Below are 17935 nucleotides of genomic sequence, written 5' to 3'. Positions count from 1 at the left end.
AACAAAATCAACGGTCAGAGATGCATCAAAACAGGAGTAATTATGTTTCAGGTAAGTGCACCACAGAGCAGCGAAGATTGGCAAGCCTATTATCAATTACGTTGGCAAGTTTTACGCGCCCCGTGGGATCAACCCCGCGGCTCAGAGCAAGATGATTTAGAGCAAGAAGCGGAGCATCGTTATATTAAGAATAACGACGGAGATGTCTTAGCCGTTGCACGTTTGCACTTTAATAATCAACAGCAGGCACAAGTACGTTATATGGCGGTGGATGAAAAGCATCGTGGTCAACATTTAGGTAGCCGTTTGTTGCATGAACTAGAGAAAATAGCTTGGCAACAAAATGCTGATGAGCTGGTTTTATTTGCCCGTGAGCGAGCGTTGTCGTTCTATGAGAAACATGGTTATACCGTATTAGAAAAAGCCCACCTTGCGTATGACGATATACAGCATTGGAAAATGGTTAAACAGAAGCCCTGTGAACCAGGTTGGTTCCGTCACCCTGATTGGACGCAGGTATTGCAAAACACTTGGCGTGAGTCTATCCCTATCAGCGATGCAATGGGTATTAAAGTTGAAAGCTACACTGACTGGCAGTTCTCTACTAAAGCTGATCTCAAAGCCAACTTAAACTTGCATAACTCTATGTTTGCGGGTTCTGTGTATAGCATGGCGACATTGACTGGCTGGGGTGCAACTTACTTGGCACTAAAAGAGCTTAATCTTGAGGGAAATATTGTACTTGCGGATGCAGAGATTAAGTATCTTAAACCACTCACTACAGCGCCAAGTGCGACAGTCACTATTGCTGACTGTTCAGGAAAATTGCTAGATTTAGAAACTGAAGGCAAAGCAAAATACTACGTACCTGTGAATGTGTACGATGGTGATAAGCTAGTTGCTAAGTTTGAAGGCTGTTTTGTAGTCTTACGTTAGACTTCAATTTAAATAGCAAAAGCCAAGCTCAACAGCTTGGCTTTTTTTTGTTCAGAGGAAATGACTACAAAATATCAGTGAGTAATATACCAATTCCAAAGCGTTGTATATCGGCATTGTAGTCAATCATGCTTTCACCATAGCCATTAAAATATTGTGCGTAGCCTCGTAATCTCCCCCACATAGGAAAAGACCAATCTAATTGTAATGCGCCACGGTTATCACTATTGAGGTTGTTGCGGGCTAAAAAACTAAATTCATGATTACCATGACGATATACGCCACTAAATTCAAAGTATCCCATATACTTATGGATATCAGGATTATCATCACCTTTAGCTAACATAGGATCAGTTTTCTTATCTTCTGGTAGGCGATACCATGGTTTAAAGCTAAATACGAAACCTTGGTTCTCCCAGATAAAATTAGCGTAAAGTCGATTCCAAGAGCGAGAGAAAGGCTGCGAGCGGCCATTAGATTGGTGAGACAGACCTAAAATTATGGCCATTTCGTCTCCCCAAAGTACATTTTCATCGTCTAAAAAGTTAATCCAGAATATTTCGGGTTCATAATCCGTTTCTCTGAAAGGAGAAGAGATTTCTTTGTTATAAAACTGCCAATATGATTGTAAAGTAAAAGCTGTGAAGATTGCTTGGTCTGGATCGGCAAAACCTGTATAGACTGGTACTTTTAATGAAAGCTGATACTTAACTTCAAAGTTATCTAGCTCCTCAGTCTGAGTTGGTGCACCTTTTATTTGAAAAGGTGTGTTGTTTGGCTCCGTAATATATGACACAGGTAGCATATAATTTCTTCGATGTGGCGTGAGCACATTACGGTTATTTTGTGTAATTTTCTCTCTTAAGATACGCTCATCTAATGCACTGATATGGTGATCTTTTTTAATATTTTCACACTGCTGTTTGATATCCGCTACTTTAGTATTGTCATCGCTGATAACAAGTGCGTTCAAAATACATTGCTGTACCAAATCTAATTCGTTATCAGTGGTCGATGTATCTGCAAAAGATTGCAAAGAAAAGCAGGCTACTAGGGCTATTGAAATTAATGAATATAATTGCATAGAGTTTACGGTATTTGTCCTTGCCATAGGGCAGTATACATCGGGTAATTGGGGTTGGGGTAGATCAATTACATACTTTTTATTTAAAAAGGCCGGCGGCAAAAGCCGCCATACCTTAGTAAGCGACACTCAATAAAAGGTGCTTACTCTCACGCAATAAGGTGAAGCCTTACAGCTCGAAATAGTTTGTGAAGAACTTATAGAGTTCAGTGCCTTGATTCACGCTGGCCGAAGCAAAATGCAAAATGGTGATGGCATCTGTATCTAACGTGATTTCATGCAATGGCTTTTCTGATAAGTATTGTTCCATGCGTAAAATCTTCGCAATGGTGTCACCGGCTTTTATATGACTACCTAGTTCGGCGTTGTACTCGACCATGCCACCCATAGGGGCATGAAACGCCAAATAGTTATCAAGCATACAGGCATAGCGGGTAATAGGCTTAGGCGTAAACTCAGCACCGATAAACGCTTTTTTGTGGTTTAGGTAACTTAAAATACTTTCGGCATCGAGTTTGGCTTCGGTTAAATTGATTTTCTCTTGTGAGCCAAGTTCAACGGTGAAAGCTTCAACCCATACAGGAATATTGCGACCTTGCGCTTTGTAGGCTTCGCTTAATAGCCACCAAGGACAGAAAGTCGCTTCGTCCATCGCGCCATCAAATTCATTGGGGATCAACAGCACATGTTCAATGTCAAAGTAGCAGGCACTGGCTTTCGCATATTCAGGACAGTACAAATGCTTTGCTGAGATCGGACCGGTATGAAGATCTAACACTATGTCAGCTTCATGCGCTAAACGCTGCAAGGTCACAGCGATCCGTTTGCCGGTATTCACGCGATAAGCGGGTTGATCTAGAAACGCTTGGGTCTGATCAACAAGCAGAGCGCGGAATTTACTTTTGATCTCATCTTCTGGCGCATCTAAATGTTCGCTAACAAATGACTCGATCAGTTTACTGTGATCGTGATACATGCGGTTCCAGTTAGTGCCGGTGATCGGATCAAAACGACCTAAAGTAAACTCCCCCGATTTTTGATTACAGCCGATCGGATTCGCATAAGGCACTAAGGTGATGTCCGAAGCCAGTGTTTGTGTTTTTAGCTGCTCAAGTAATTGGTAAATAACCGCATTACCTTGCACTTCTGCGCCATGCATATTGGCTTGAATATACACTTTAGGGCCACTGCTATTGCCTTGTAAACGATACACAGGAATGGTCAATGGGAGGCCATTGGCAATCTCACCGACTTGAATATGTTCTTCAGTAATTGTGTTCATGTGTTCACCTACACTAAATAACTTGCAGCGTTTTGGCTTTCACGCACGCAGACAACTTGGCCTTGCTCAATCACGTATTCAGCAGGCAATTCATGACATAAAAAGAACGGCATACTTTCGGTATAACCGTAGGCGCCACATTGACTGAACACCACCCAGTCGTGCTCGTTAACATCTTCAGGTAATGAGTGCTTACCCAAACTGTCGAGTGCGGTACATAGTGGGCCATGTACTATGAAGTCTTGTGACGGTGCACTAGATTGGCGTAATAATTCACCCGGAAAAGCTTGGTTTGTCAAAGCAGGGCGTAATACGTGATTAATACCACCTGCGACAATCAGTTGGTGCTCACCATAATTCAGCTTTTGCTCAACAACAGGGTTTATATAATGGCCGATTTCACCTACCGCATAACGGCCAAGCTCCATCCACAGTTCTTCAACCCCAGCCGCGGCTTTAATGGTTGCCAGTGCATCGACTAATTTAGACCAAGCGAGGCGATCAGCATCGGTTGTGTAAGGAATACCTAAACCGCCGCCTAAATCTAAAATTTGGCATGTAAAGCCAAGTTGCTCTGCTAAATTGGTCAGTGGCGTGATCATTTGTGACCATAGCTCAGCCAATTTTTCGGTGCTGAGCATATTGCCCCATTGGAAAATATGCAGGCCAACGAAATTAAGCGCAGGGTAGTCTTGAATACTCAGCTGTTGCCACTCTTCAAGCCCTAAACCAAATGGCGTTAAGCTGTCACCACCAAGTGGGTTCTTTTCGCTATCGGGCCAGCGCAATTGCACACGCAGTAGAATGCGCAACTGCACCTGATGTTCTGTCGCAGTTTGGTTTAACCAAGCTACTTGATTCAAACTTTCTGCCACGAAGGTGCGTACACCTTGTGACAAAAAGTGTTGGATCTGCTTTTTAGATTTAGCAGGTCCGGTGTTGAGCACACGGTTAGCAGCCACGCCTTGACGCAATACTTGGTCAAGTTCGCCACTGCTTGCTACGTCAAAGTCAAAGCCCGCTTTATCTAAAGTTTGAATCACCTTAGAAAGTGGATTGGCTTTAACGGCATACCATAACTTCACCACAGATTGCTCTGTCAGTGGTTTTAAATGCGCGTATAACGCATCTAGGTCATAGACAAAAAACGGTGTGTCGTTCTGTTCACTGATCGCAGTGATATGCTGACGTAGCTGTGTGCTCAAAAAGCTCATTAGCGTAATACCTCTTCAAGGATTAAAGACGCATCGCTTTGCTCATCGCGGTATTTAACAATTAAAGCACATGACATGCTTAAGCCCTGCTCGCGGCCCCATGCACTTGAAGATGGACGAGAACCCGGAATAACAATCGCATTCTCAGGAATTGGCTCGCCTTTTTCTAATACGCGCTCGTTCACACAGTCATAAACAGGAATGGTTGCAGATAAACGGACACCTGGTGCAAGTACAGCCCCTTTCTTAACAACTACACCTTCAACGATCACACAGCCTGCACCGATGAACGCATCGTCTTCGATAACCACTGGGCTTGCGCCAACAGGCTCTAATACACCGCCTAGTTGCACTGCTGCACTTAGGTGAACGTTTTTACCTACTTGTGCACATGAGCCAACTAGCGCATGGCTGTCTACCATAGTACCTTCATCGATGAATGCACCGATGTTTACATACGCTGGTGGCATAATGATTGTGCCAGATGCCACATAGGCGCCGCGACGCACACTTGAACCACCTGGTACCATACGTACGTTTTGTTCTGCATTGAAACCTTGTGGTGCTAGGTTGTCTTTATCAACAAAGCCACCTGGATACTCAGTATTTTTGCCGTTTCTGAACGCTTCTAAAATGCCTTGCTTAACTTCAACATTTGCGTGCCAGTTGCCTTGCTCGTCTTGAGTTGCCGCACGTACGCTACCGTTTTCTAAATTGTTTAATAGTTCTAACCAGCTCATGTTTTACTGCCTTAATTCCAAGATAAAATTGTGTCGTTTGCACGCTCAATCGCTGCATTACATTGCAGTTCTAAGTGCGTAAGAGGAGGACGAAGATTCGGTGTTGCCAATGTTCCCTGTTGGTGCATGAGCACTTTGACAGGAATTGGGTTGGCGACACTAAACAAGCTATTTACGGCTTGCGTCCAGGTGGTGAATAAGTTCGGATAAGTACCTGCTAAAGAGCGGCGGACGAATTCAGCGGTTTGCTCTGGCCAGGCATTGGCAGCAACCGAGACTAGGCCTTTTGCCCCAGCCTGAGCAAAGTAGGGGATCAACCCATCGTCGCCACTGTAAATGGCCAGTTCAGGGGCAGCTTCACGGAATTGCTCAAACTTACTGATGTCACCGCTGGCTTCTTTTAACGCCCATAAGTTGTCGTGGTGTGCGAGGTTCTTTAGTACTTTTGGTGACACTTCGACGGCACTGCGACCCGGTACGTTGTAAAGCATACAAGGTAAGTCAGTGGCGTTAAGTAATGCATCAAACCACTGAGTCTGACCCATTACACCCGGTTTGGCATAAAGCGGTGAACCAAGTAGGTAAGCGTGAATAGGGTGCTGATTGCAAAACTCAACCCAAGCTAATTGTTCTTGTAAGTTGATACCACCTACCGCGACCATAAGGGGTACGTTAGGGGTCAAGTTACAAACAAATTCAACAATCGCTTGTTGTTCAGACAGGGTAAGTGCTAAGCCTTCACCTGTGCTACCAAGCAACAAAATGCCATTGCCTGCTTGTTCTTGCTGACGGACGAGTGTTGTAAGTGTGTCAAAGTCAACTTGGTCTTGCGCGTCAAAAGGCGTCACCAAAGCTGTCCATAAAGGATAGTTGGATAAATCGTATTGTGATTTCATCTCTACCGAACTTATAGCATGTTCGGAGTAAGGAGGGTGTCCATACTTCGAACAATTAAAATTCGAAGAGCAATGGACTTAAAAAAGATAAGGCAAACTGGCCTTATTTATTCTAAGACCAGAAGCTCTCCACCAAAATTCTTGCGTCTTGCGCAATTGGTGACAGTCGCTGGGATTCAGCCCAGTCGCCCGAAGTAAACGTTTAGCAAATACGTTTGCTTCTCGGCGTTAATTCCCCTCGCTACGGCATCAATGGAGTTTGCTCTCCTCAACCGCGCTACCTGAATAACGCACCTCTTCCAGCCCTGGCAGCCGAGCCAATGCTCCACTGCGCTCAAATAGGGTGAGGCGGCATTGAAACATTTTAGCCGTCTAGGTGTCAAGCAAAGGGGATTAAAAAATCATCTCTTTAAAACCTGAGGTTATAACCATGGGTGTAAAAGAGATCAAAAAGCCCGGTGCAAGACCGGGCAAAGGGAGTTTGTAACTTAGGGTCGTGGCTTAGTGGCGCACTTTGATATTGCCTACACCCACTTCAACTTCTAAGTTGTATTGGCCAGAGCCGAAGTATTCTGTTTGTGAGCTGACCATTTTCTTATGAGACTGAGCTTTGCCCGCAAAACCAGATAAACTTGTTTTACCTACACCGGATTCAAGGTTAACTTGTTTGAAGTCATCAATGGCGGTGTCGATACGCACTTTGCCCACACCTACTTCAACATCCGCTGTATTTTCAAGTGCTTGTATTTCAATTTTACCGACACCAACTTCAACATCTAGACGCATACTTTTAGGCACTTTGACCTCCCAAGTTTGCTCTAAATTATCATCATCAATAGACAGTGATAACTCTTGGCGTTGACGCGAAAATTTGAGTTGTACTGCACTTAAGTCTACTTTGTCAGTAAACCAGCCATCATTATCTTTTGGCTCTAAACGAATTGTGACTTGGATTTGATCGCCATCGTAGCTCGTCATTTCTAGGCTGCCGACTGGAAAATCGATTTCTAATTCAGTGCTGTTTTCAAGATTAAATGATTGTTCAATGGTTCTCGTGTCTTCGGCCCAAACTGGCGCAGAAATAACAGCAGAGGTTAAAGCAGCTAATAATAATTTTTTCATCGTCGTCACCCTGATTGATGTTGTTTAATAAGTTAGACGACAGGTGGGTTGAAAAAGGTTTAAAAGAATTTAAAAAATTTTTAAGGCAACAGCGAAAAGAAATGCGATTGCCTTAGCGGTAGCTTTTTAACTGGCTGATTTATAAGCGAGTTACATTAAAGCCTTGTGCTTTTAATTGAGTGATTAAGCCATGCTTTTCAGGTAAGTGCAGGGCACCCACAGCAATAAATAACGACTCTTTTGTTAATCTTGGAGCTAATTGTTCAACCCAATTATTATTACGCTGAGTCAGCATTACCTCTTCACTGAACTTACCATAGTCTGAATCATCAAAGCTAAGTTGGTAATACTTGTTTAAGGTGTCCATATCGCCTTTTTTCCAGGCATTAACCAAATCAAGAAAGTACTGTTCAACATCTTTTAATTGCGCAAGCGTAGTGCTTATCATCAAGTCGCTTTTTACGCCTAGTGAACTCAGCATTTCAAGTTGTTGCTCTAAAGTTTCTAACTCGCCGATAGGTTTATTGTGCTTTTTAGCATGGGCAATGACCTGTTTGTCGATCCCATAGTCTTCTAGATAGCCCAGATTTTGATACTCCATCTGCATTATAGTGACCATCACAGCCCAAGGTGCTAGATTTTCAAAAAGCGCAATATTGATCTGTTTTGCTGCAAAGTACTGTTTTAATGCTTCGAAGTGCTCGGTGCTTATTTCATCTTTTAACGTTCTACCGTGCGGTAAAGTCATAAAAGGAATGGAGCGTTTTTGAACTTCAAACGTATTGAGTGCCTCAATATTTACTTCAACGATGACTTCATCAGTTCGCTCAATCGCTTGTGTGATTTTTTTTGGTAAACCATTCATGTTTTTATCACCAACATGCACCGTGCCAAATAAATAAGATGTGACACCAGCTTTTTCGACCTTGAACAGAGCCGGAGAAAGTGCAAAGGAGTGATTAGAAAAGCCAATTAAAATGATAAAAAGAAGTGTGAAAAATGTGCGGTTGAAAGAGCTGAACATAAGATTCCCTTTTTAGAAAAATTTCCCTGTATGATAACAAGTTTGTTTATAAATGGCAGAAATGGTTATTTTCTGAATAAACAAAAAATGTGTTGTGAAAATTTATATGTACCAGAAAAAAGGGTTTCAATTTAAATTTTTTGGATATTATTTTCTTAAAATTGGCTTTGTTGGATATTATTTTCCTTTTAAGAGCGATTTCACAAGCAAATAACATAGGGTTTGCTGTTGACTTAATAGGCTACTCGCGGTACTAATAGAAAAAGAACGCAACGCTGTCAATTTTGTATACCGTTGCGAAAATTAATTCAGGTGATTTTTAAATGCTCAAAACAGCACATTCTCTACTAGTCGTGATTATCAACGTGGTGATTATTATTACCGCGGGGGCTGGTTAGTGCTGAAAGAAAAGTATTAAGCAAAAAGCCCCCCGCACTGAAAAGTTCGGGGGGCTTTTTCGTTTTAGGGTCGAATTTAAGTTAAACAGCAGTCAGATTGGGAATGAGGAACGAAGATGACAGGCGCAGAGTTACTAATAGATTTACTAGCCAAACATGGCGTTAAAGAGGTATTTGGTTACCCAGGTGGGGCAATCATGCCAATCTACGATGCGTTGTATGGCGCGCCTGTCAAACATTATCTGACTCGTCATGAGCAAGGCGCAGGTTTTGCGGCAGTAGGGTATGCCCGTAGTACTGGTAAGTTAGGCGTATGCTTTGCTACGTCGGGCCCAGGCGCAACTAACTTAATCACCTCACTTGCCGATGCCATGATGGACTCAGTGCCTGTGTTGGCAATCACAGGGCAAGTACCGACGGCGGCTATCGGCTCTGACGCATTCCAAGAAGTCGACGTGTTAGGTATGTCGCTTTCTTGCACTAAGCACAGTTATATGGTTGAACGTGCTGAAGATTTAGCTGAAGTATTGCAAGAAGCCATGCATTTAGCATTATCAGGTCGTCCGGGTCCTGTGTTGGTTGATATTCCAAAAGACATTCAGTTAGCACAAGTACCATTTCACCCTTGGCTTGCGCTTGAAGAAGAAACCCCCGAGCTCGACATGAACGAAGTTGTCAAAGCAGAGCAACTGCTAGCACAAGCGAAAAAGCCGGTGGCTTATGTGGGTGGTGGGGTGCACAACGCCAATGCGCAAGCTGAGCTGATGCAATTTTTAAATAAAACGCAAATGCCAGCTGTTTCAACATTAAAAGCGTTAGGCAGTGTATTACCAGATTATGAATATGACTTAGGCATGTTAGGTATGCACGGTGGTCAAGCTGCCAACATTGCTGTGCAAGAGTGTGACGTTTTAGTCTGTATCGGCGCGCGTTTTGATGACCGCGTAACGGGCAATCTTGCTAAATTTGCCTCGAAGGCGAAAGTGATTCATCTTGATATCGACCCTGCAGAGATCGGCAAGCGCAAGCCCGCTGCGGCATCTATGATTGGCGACCTTAAAGCCACCATTCCTCATCTAGCGTGTTTTGTGACAGATGCGCAGTGGTTAGCACATACTTTGGAAATGAAAAAAACGCATGCTTGGCGTTATGACTATCCAGGCGAAAAAGTCTTTGCGCCTTATCTTCTAAATGAACTAAGCAAGCGTATGCCAAATACTGGCGTGATGTGTTGTGATGTGGGCCAGCACCAAATGTGGGTAGCGCAACATATGAAATTCACCAGCCCTCATAACCATTTAAGTAGTGGCGGTGCGGGTACCATGGGCTTTGGTTTACCTGCGGCAATCGGTGCACAAATCGCGCGTCCTGATGACATGGTGATCACCGTCTCTGGTGATGGTTCAATCATGATGAACATCCAAGAGTTGGCCACCATCCGCAGAAATAATCTTCCTGTAAAGATCTTAATATTAGATAACCAAAGACTGGGTATGGTAAGGCAGTGGCAACAACTTTTTTTTGAAGGGCGCTACAGTGAAACGAATTTATCGGATAACCCTGACTTTGTGCAGCTAGCTGCTGTTTTTGGTATTCCGGGGCAAACCATTACCCATGCAAGTGAAGTAGATGCGGCGGTGGATGCGCTAGTCGCATCTGAAGGGCCTTATATCTTACACGCTTGTATCGATGATAAAGAAAACGTATGGCCGCTGGTTCCACCGGGTGCCGCAAATGATGAAATGATGACGGAGAATGCATAATGAAACACCAACTAAATATTGCTGTAAAACAACAAAGTGTCGCAATTGAACGTTTCTTACGTGTGGTCCGTCACCGTGGATTCCAGTTATTAGATTTAGCCCTGGAAGGACAAGATGAGTTGTTTCAAGTCAAAATGACTGTGGACAGTGAAAAACCCATCTATCTATTAACCTCGCAACTGAGTAAGCTGGTTGAGGTAAAACAGGTTGAGCTGCAACCGATGCAGCAACAGGCTATTGGATAATTGCTCTGCTATAAAGAGCAAGAGAAAAGAATAATTAATACAAGGTAATAAACATGAGTAATAAATCTGACCTGATCTGGTTCAATGGTGAAATGGTACCGTCTGAGCAAGCGACGACACACGTATTAAGCCATGCGCTTCACTATGGTAGTTCAGTGTTTGAAGGTGTGCGTGCCTATGACACACCAAAAGGTCCGGCGATTTTCCGTTTACAAGATCACACTAAACGCTTATTCGACTCTGCAAAAATCTATCGTATGCAGATCCCTTACAGGGTTGAAGAAATCAATGAAGCGTGTAAAGCGGCGGTTCGTGAGAATGGTTTAAAGAATGCCTACTTACGTCCATTCGCATTTTTAGGCAATGTGGGTTTGGGTGTAAATCCTAAATCACACAAAGCCGATGTTGCTGTTGCAGCAATGGAGTGGGGCACTTACTTAGGGGATGGTGCATTAGAGGCGGGTGTTGATGCTTGTATCTCATCTTGGAATCGTTTAGCACCAAACACCATGCCTACGGCGGCTAAAGCTGGTGGTAACTATTTATCTTCACAGTTGATCTCAGGTGAAGCAAAGCGTAATGGCTATGTTGAAGGTATCGCACTAGACGTGAACGGTTACCTAAGTGAAGGTGCGGGTGAAAATTTATTCGTGATTAAAAATGGTGTGTTATTCACACCGCCTACTACTGCGGCAATCTTACCGGGTTTGACGCGTGACACTATGATGCACCTTGCTCGCAAAGCAGGCTTAGAAGTGCGCGAGGAATCAATTGCACGTGAAGCACTTTATCTTGCCGATGAATTCTTCATGACAGGGACTGCAGCGGAAGTAACGCCGGTTCGCAGCGTAGATCAAATTGAAATTGGCACAGGTAAGCGTGGCGAGATCACTGAGCTATTACAAACCGCTTATTTTGATTTAGTAAAAGGTCAAAGTGAAGACGAGAACGGTTGGTTAACTTATATCGACTAAGACGCTTTTGGCGTTTAAGGTCTGGCTGCGACCTTAATAGCAGCCAATGAATTGAATATTGGGAATGAGGAAAGTCGGCAAGCAACCAGAAACTGCCGCATATTATTGAGGGCTAAACCATGGCTAAACTTCGTAGTAAGACCACCACTGAAGGTAGACAACGCGCAGGTGCTCGCGCACTTTGGCGTGCAACAGGGATGACAGACAGTGACTTCGAAAAACCGATTATTGCTGTTGTGAATTCTTATACGCAGTTTGTACCGGGTCATGTACACCTCAATCAGCTCAGCGACTTAATGGCGGATGCCATTCGTGAAGCGGGCGGTGTTCCACGCGAATTCAATACCATTGCTATCGACGACGGTATCGCTATGGGTCATGGCGGAATGCTTTACTCACTGCCTTCACGCGACCTAATTGCTGACTCAGTTGAGTACATGGTGAATGCCCACTGTGCCGATGCCATGGTATGTATCTCTAACTGTGACAAGATCACCCCAGGGATGTTACTCGCGGCACTGCGTTTAAACATTCCGGTGATCTTTGTTTCTGGTGGCCCTATGGAAGCGGGTAAAACCCGTTTAGCCGATATTGATATCAAACTCGACTTAGTAGACGCCATGGTAAAAGGCGCAGATCCCTCGGTGAGCGATGAAGACTCAGAAAAAGTTGAGCGCTCGGCTTGCCCTACATGTGGTTCGTGTTCAGGCATGTTTACCGCGAATTCGATGAACTGTTTAATGGAAGCGCTAGGGTTAGCGTTGCCAGGCAATGGCACGACCTTGGCAACCCATAAAGACCGTCATCAACTTTATATGGGCGCAGCTAAACGCATTGTTGCCTTATGTGACGAGTATTATCGCAACGACAACGATGCGGTATTACCTCGCAACATTGCTAACCAAGCAGCATTCACTAATGCCATGACTTTAGATATCGCTATGGGTGGCTCTTCGAATACGGTTTTACACCTGATAGCAGCGGCGCGAGAAGGTGAGGTTGATTTTGATATGAGTGATATCGACCGTCTATCACGTACTACGCCATTCTTATGTAAAGTTGCCCCTGCGACTCAGCAATATCATATTGAAGATGTGCACCGTGCTGGTGGCATCATGGGCATCCTGAATGAGCTCGCCAAAGCTGAAAAGTTAGACCTGTCAGTAGGCCATGTAGCAGGTGGCTCATTGGGCGATGTGTTACAGCGTTGGGATGCCACTGACAGCAATAATGAACGTGCGCAAACCTTCTACCGTGCAGGTCCTGCGGGTATTCGTACTACACAAGCAATGAGCCAAGAGTATCGTTGGGACACCCTTGATATTGACCGCGAAAATGGCTGTGTGCGCAGTGTTGAACATGCTTTCCGTCAAGATGGCGGGTTAGCGGTACTTTCAGGTAACCTGACCCCAGATGGTTGTATTGTAAAAAGTGCCGGTGTAGTTGACGAAATGCTTGATTTTACGGGTCCTGCCGTAGTGTTTGAATCGCAAGATGACGCAGTTGATGGCATCTTAAATGGTAAAGTGCAAAAAGGTGATGTGGTTATCATCCGCTACGAAGGGCCAAAAGGTGGTCCGGGTATGCAAGAGATGCTTTATCCGACCAGTTATTTGAAGTCGATGGGCCTAGATAAAGATTGTGCACTCCTAACGGATGGCCGTTTCTCGGGTGGCACATCCGGTTTATCTATCGGTCACGCTTCGCCAGAAGCGGCCAGTGGTGGTGCGCTTGCGCTGGTTGAGAATGGTGATCGCATTCACATCGATATTCCGAATCGCGGTATTCATTTATTAATTGATGATGCTGAAATGGCTGCGCGTCGCGAAAAACAAGCAGCCCGTGGCAAAGACGCTTATAAGCCATTAGATAGACAACGCGTAGTGTCGCCAGCATTAAAAGCCTATGCTTTATTAGCAACCAGTGCCGATAAAGGCGCGGTGCGTGACTTAGCGAAACTCGAGGAGTTAAGTTAGTCATGGTGGCACAAGAGCTCGATTACTTTCGGGCCATCATCCAAGCGGATATGGCTCCGCTCGCGAAAGTCACAGAGGTCAGCGAGCTGACCTCGCTTAGCAAGCAACTTAACCAGCAGGTGTTTTTAAAACGCGAAGATCAACAACCTGTTTATTCATTTAAATTACGTGGTGCTTACAATAAGCTTCGCCAATTGCCTAAGGGCAGTAAAGTAATCACCGCATCTGCAGGAAATCACGCCCAAGGTGTGGCGCTGAGCGCGGCGCATTTAGGTCATCAAGCGACCATAGTGATGCCCGTTACAACGCCTGATATCAAGGTAAACTCAGTATGTAATCTTGGTGGTGAAGTGGTTTTACATGGCCATAATTTTGATGCCGCACAAGCTCACGCCTATGCGCTGACTGAACAGCAAGGCGCGGTATTTGTGCCGCCGTTTGACGATCCAGATGTGATCATCGGACAAGGCACAGTTGCTCGCGAATTAATGCAACAATTACACAACCTCGACGCGGTATTTATACCTGTTGGCGGCGGTGGTTTGCTTGCGGGAATGGCGGTTTATATCAAGTCGTTACGACCAGACATTAAAGTCATTGGTGTTGAGTCAGCTGAGAGCGCCTGTTTAGATGCGGCGCTGAAAGCCGGTGAGCCAGTTGAGCTTGAACAAGTTGGCAGCTTTGCAGACGGTGTTGCAGTGAAAATCATAGGTAAAGAAACTTTTCGTTTAGCGCAAAAGTTCTGTGATGAAGTTGTGACGGTGAGCTCAGATGAAATCTGTGCTGCAGTGCAAGATATCTTTGTTGCCACACGCGCTATCGCTGAGCCATCAGGTGCATTGGCCACGGCGGGCTTAACTAAGTGGAGCAAACAATGTGGTCAGACTGGACTTAAACTTGCTGCAGTTTTGTCGGGTGCTAACTTAAACTTCGATCGCTTACGCTATATTGCTGAGCGCACCGCGTTGGGAGCAAAAAGTGAGGCACTTTTTGGTGTCACGATTAAAGAAGAAAAAGGCAGCTTTAAGCGCTTTTGCCATGCTTTAGGGGGCAGAGCCATCACTGAGTTTAATTACCGTTATGCTGGTGAAGGTGATGCTCAAATCTTTGTAGGCGTTGGCTTACGCGGTGGGCAGCCTGAGTTAGATGAAGTGAAGTCAGTCTTGCAAACTAATGGGTATGGCTTTGAAGATCTCTCTGATAACGAGCTGGCTAAATTACATATTCGTTATATGGTGGGTGGCAAGCCGCCAGTTCCTATGAATGAACATTTGTATCGCTTTGAGTTCCCTGAATACCCTGGGGCATTGGCACGTTTCCTAGAGACCCTTGGCAGTGAGTGGAATATCACCTTATTCCATTATCGCAACCACGGTGCTGCTGAAGGTAATGTGCTTGCTGCATTTGATATAGCACCAGAGCAGCTACCTTTGTTTAATCATCATTTAGCAAAGCTGGGCTATAAATACTGGAACGAAACCAATAACCCATGTTTTGCTCAGTATTTACAAAGCCAAGAATCAATACAGCAACAGGCTTGTTAATTGCCTTAGTACTTGCAAATTCTCCTTGTTTTTCTATAGTTTAGTCACTCCTAATTAACTAGAAAAACAAGGGAACTTCATGCTCAAACGGTGTAGCTTCTTGAGCTTACTGTTATTTTTCTTATCTCCAGCTTTTGCATTAGAGTCTGTGGTGCTGCAATTAAAGTGGACCCATCAGTTTCAATTTGCAGGCTATTATATGGCGGTGGAAAAAGGATTTTATGAGCGTGCAGGGTTAGATGTTTCAATTATTCCTGCGGATGTTGAAGATCCAGACACCCATTTTAAAGTTCTCTCAGGGCAAGCACACTTTGGTGTGACTCACTCAGGCATTTTATCAGAACGGCTACAAGGTAAACCCTTAGTAGCCATTGCGGCGATCCTGCAATCATCTCCCTATTGTTGGATGGTCAAAGCAGACAGCGATATCTACAACCCTATAGATTTTAAAGGTAAACGTGTCAGCCATCTAGGTGTGGCAGAGCTCACTGTTATGTTAGCGCAAGCAGGAATTGGCCAAGATGATATTTCTTTATATGCAGGTTTTGAGCCTATCGCTGATTTTAAAGCCGGTAAATTTGATGCCCTGCAAGTATATACCTCGAATGAACCTTTTGAGATGCAGCAACAAGGTATTGCCATTCGGCAAATTTGTCCAAAGCAATATGGTTTGAACTTGTATGCAGATATTCTCTTTACCAGTGAAAACGTATTACAGCATCGACCTGAATTAGTAGAGAAGTTTAAGTTAGCGAGTTTACAAGGGTGGCGATATGCGATGCTGCATTTACAAGAGAGTATTGAACTGACTCATCAAAAATATGCGACGCACAAAAGTATTGAGCAAATTGCTTATGAGGCTGACAAGTTGATACCTTATATTTCACCTCCGGGCGTGACGATTGGAAACATGTCAGAGTTACATTGGCGTTGGATTGGTCAAATCTATGGTTTAGATATGGCACAATACGATAGTGTGCGTGAGCGTTTCATATACGAGCTTAAACAACCAGAACCTTTATTGCCTTGGTCTTGGATGTTAATTGCCGCATTCGCTGTAACGTTTATCAGCATTCCTCTTTATTTGCATCTTATTTTCACTAAAAAGCGTCGTTATAAACTGAATGAATCAGAACAAGAAAATGAAAACGAGGTAGAATAGCGATTTTTACCCCTGGAGAGCAGACGTGCAGCTATCGTCTTTATTCACTGAGTTGGATCAATGTTTACAGCATACTCATAAATATTGGCAATGTGTCGCTTTTGATTTCAACGAGTTTCCTTGGCAAGACGATAAGCTAACGCAATTTCTCACAGAGCTTAGTGATGATCAAGTACGTGAATTAGACTCTGACCAAGCTCGCCTATATAAAGTCTTTGCTGATTTTATTCCAGCAGTCGCAGAGCTATCCAAATTGACTTCCCTTCCTTTTGTTGAAAAGCAAAGAACAGAACTGCCTTTTTGGTTAAGTAACGGCATAAAGGGGCGTAAGCTGCTACAGTTACAAGATTTTGTTTCACACCTCGACAATGGCGAGCAACCAGTCTTAGAGTGGTGTGCAGGTAAAGGACATCTAGGCCGTATATTGGCGCATCAGGGCGCAAAACATGTGCAAAGTGTAGAGTTACAAGCCAACTTGTGTGAACAAGGGCAACATAGCGCAAAACAGCAAGGCTTAAATATGAACTTTCGCTGTGCAGATGTACTGCAAGACGACACTGATGAATGCTTTACCCAGCAGCAGCATGCTGTGGCCTTGCATGCTTGTGGTCGATTGCATCAGGTCTTTATGCAGCAGGCCATCAAAGCTGAGTGTGACAAAATTAGTTTATCGCCTTGCTGTTATCACTTGTTTACCGAACCGGCTTATCAGGCCATGAGTATTGAGGGAAAACAAAGCGCGCTGCAATTGACCCACAGTGATATGAAATTAGCGTTACAAGAAACAGTAACTGCACCAAATCGTGTTGCTAAAGTACGTCAAACAGAAGTCACCTGGCGTTTGGGCTTTGATGAACTGCGCCGCGATGTAACAGGGGTCGAACAATATATTAGTGTGCCCTCTATTAATAAACAGATTTTTTCAGGCGAGTTTGCTGAGTTTTGCCAGTGGGCAGCAGAAAAAAAACAAGTAGAATTACCAACACAATGTGATTACTCACATTATTTAGCGTTAGGTGAGCAGCGAAAGAAAGTGACAGATCGTATTGAGCTTGTAAGACATATTTTTAGAAGAGCTATTGAGCTGTGGTTAATACTTGATAGAGCACTGTATTTACAGCAAGCGGGTTATGAGGTTCATCTAAGTGAGTTTTGTGAAAAGTCACTCACGCCAAGAAATATTTTGATTCAGGCCCATAAGGCAGGAGTTAGTTAAAGCGTTACTTTTAGTAATGAAGAAATGAAAAGGAGCCGATCGGCTCCTTTCTCAATTATAGGATTGGCTTACTCTGCCTTATCAGCTGAATCTTGTTCGGTAAGCTTTGCCTCAAGCTGAGCAACTTTTTCTTCTAGCTGCATCAGCTTTTCACGGGTTCTGATCAGTACTTGTGACTGAATATCAAACTCTTCTCGGCTGACAAAATCCATCTCAGTTAACTTATTCTGGATAGCTTGCTTGGTTTTTGACTCGAAAGTTTCTGCTAGAGTTTTTACACCCTGTGGCATGTTGCTAGAGATCTGCTTGGCGATCTCTTCAATTTTAGCTGGGTTGATCATGATTGATTACCTGATATG

Annotated in this window: 16 protein-coding genes and 1 riboswitch; of the genes, 8 read left to right on the top strand and 8 right to left on the bottom strand. The window is 44.0% G+C overall.

What is annotated here, in order from left to right:
* Positions 1–42 precede the first annotated feature (42 nt).
* Entirely contained in the window at positions 43–936 is an 894-nt protein-coding gene (locus tag CWB72_RS07675; protein WP_130254377.1) for a bifunctional GNAT family N-acetyltransferase/hotdog fold thioesterase, read from the top strand.
* A gap of 64 nt (positions 937–1000) precedes the next feature.
* On the opposite strand, the gene CWB72_RS07670 is transcribed toward CWB72_RS07675, so the two are convergent.
* The 7 genes from CWB72_RS07670 to CWB72_RS07640 form a co-directional block, all read right to left on the bottom strand.
* Positions 1001–2020 carry a phospholipase A gene (locus CWB72_RS07670; RefSeq protein WP_138630375.1) on the bottom strand — a complete coding sequence of 340 codons (1020 nt, stop codon included), beginning with the start codon at positions 2018–2020 and terminating at the stop codon, positions 1001–1003.
* A gap of 169 nt (positions 2021–2189) precedes the next feature.
* Positions 2190–3302: a succinylglutamate desuccinylase/aspartoacylase family protein gene (locus CWB72_RS07665; protein ID WP_138630373.1), complete on the bottom strand. Its 1113-nt coding sequence runs from the start codon at positions 3300–3302 to the stop codon at positions 2190–2192.
* An 8-nt stretch (positions 3303–3310) separates the two neighbouring features.
* Positions 3311–4516, bottom strand: a complete 1206-nt coding sequence (locus CWB72_RS07660) for a PLP-dependent decarboxylase (RefSeq protein WP_138630371.1) — start codon at positions 4514–4516, stop codon at positions 3311–3313.
* A complete protein-coding gene (locus tag CWB72_RS07655; protein WP_138630369.1) occupies positions 4516–5256 on the bottom strand; it encodes a 2,3,4,5-tetrahydropyridine-2,6-dicarboxylate N-succinyltransferase in 741 nt (246 codons plus the stop codon). The genes CWB72_RS07660 and CWB72_RS07655 overlap by 1 nt, the downstream gene beginning before the upstream one ends.
* Positions 5257–5267: 11 nt before the next feature.
* Positions 5268–6152 carry a 4-hydroxy-tetrahydrodipicolinate synthase gene (gene dapA, locus CWB72_RS07650; RefSeq protein WP_138630367.1) on the bottom strand — a complete coding sequence of 295 codons (885 nt, stop codon included), beginning with the start codon at positions 6150–6152 and terminating at the stop codon, positions 5268–5270.
* A gap of 114 nt (positions 6153–6266) precedes the next feature.
* Positions 6267–6459, bottom strand: a riboswitch (Lysine riboswitch).
* A 194-nt stretch (positions 6460–6653) separates the two neighbouring features.
* Entirely contained in the window at positions 6654–7274 is a 621-nt protein-coding gene (locus tag CWB72_RS07645; RefSeq protein WP_138630365.1) for a hypothetical protein, read from the bottom strand.
* A gap of 139 nt (positions 7275–7413) precedes the next feature.
* Positions 7414–8298: a TraB/GumN family protein gene (locus CWB72_RS07640; RefSeq protein ID WP_138630363.1), complete on the bottom strand. Its 885-nt coding sequence runs from the start codon at positions 8296–8298 to the stop codon at positions 7414–7416.
* Between the two features lie 514 nt (positions 8299–8812).
* Between CWB72_RS07640 and ilvG the strand changes: the two genes are divergently transcribed.
* The 7 genes from ilvG (at position 8813) to CWB72_RS07605 (ending at position 17576) form a co-directional block, all read left to right on the top strand.
* Positions 8813–10459, top strand: a complete 1647-nt coding sequence (gene ilvG / locus CWB72_RS07635) for an acetolactate synthase 2 catalytic subunit (protein WP_138630361.1) — start codon at positions 8813–8815, stop codon at positions 10457–10459.
* Entirely contained in the window at positions 10459–10704 is a 246-nt protein-coding gene (ilvM, locus tag CWB72_RS07630) for an acetolactate synthase 2 small subunit (RefSeq protein WP_130254386.1), read from the top strand. Before ilvG ends, ilvM begins: the two co-directional genes overlap by 1 nt.
* A gap of 53 nt (positions 10705–10757) precedes the next feature.
* On the top strand, positions 10758–11678 hold the full coding sequence (locus tag CWB72_RS07625) for a branched-chain amino acid transaminase (RefSeq protein WP_138630359.1): 921 nt from the start codon (positions 10758–10760) through the stop codon (positions 11676–11678).
* Positions 11679–11797: 119 nt separating this feature from the next.
* Positions 11798–13654, top strand: coding sequence for a dihydroxy-acid dehydratase (ilvD, locus tag CWB72_RS07620; RefSeq protein ID WP_130254388.1), 1857 nt, complete (start codon positions 11798–11800; stop codon positions 13652–13654).
* Positions 13655–13656: 2 nt separating this feature from the next.
* Positions 13657–15198, top strand: a complete 1542-nt coding sequence (gene ilvA / locus CWB72_RS07615; RefSeq protein ID WP_138630357.1) for a threonine ammonia-lyase, biosynthetic — start codon at positions 13657–13659, stop codon at positions 15196–15198.
* Between the two features lie 79 nt (positions 15199–15277).
* The gene (locus CWB72_RS07610) at positions 15278–16360 is read left to right on the top strand and encodes an ABC transporter substrate-binding protein (protein WP_138630355.1); all 1083 of its coding nucleotides are present in this window, start codon (positions 15278–15280) and stop codon (positions 16358–16360) included.
* 25 nt (positions 16361–16385) lie between these two features.
* Positions 16386–17576 (top strand): methyltransferase, encoded by a 1191-nt coding sequence (locus CWB72_RS07605; RefSeq protein WP_138630353.1) that lies wholly within the window; start codon positions 16386–16388, stop codon positions 17574–17576.
* Between the two features lie 68 nt (positions 17577–17644).
* Here the strand turns inward: CWB72_RS07605 and ubiK are convergent, their stop codons facing one another.
* Positions 17645–17917, bottom strand: a complete 273-nt coding sequence (gene ubiK, locus CWB72_RS07600; RefSeq protein WP_130254392.1) for a ubiquinone biosynthesis accessory factor UbiK — start codon at positions 17915–17917, stop codon at positions 17645–17647.
* Between the last annotated feature and the right edge of the window lie 18 nt (positions 17918–17935).

Origin of the sequence: Pseudoalteromonas phenolica, from assembly GCF_005886345.1 — a bacterium.
Taxonomy (GTDB): Bacteria; Pseudomonadota; Gammaproteobacteria; order Enterobacterales; family Alteromonadaceae; genus Pseudoalteromonas; species Pseudoalteromonas phenolica_A.
This window is presented reverse-complemented; position numbering and strand designations above follow the sequence as displayed.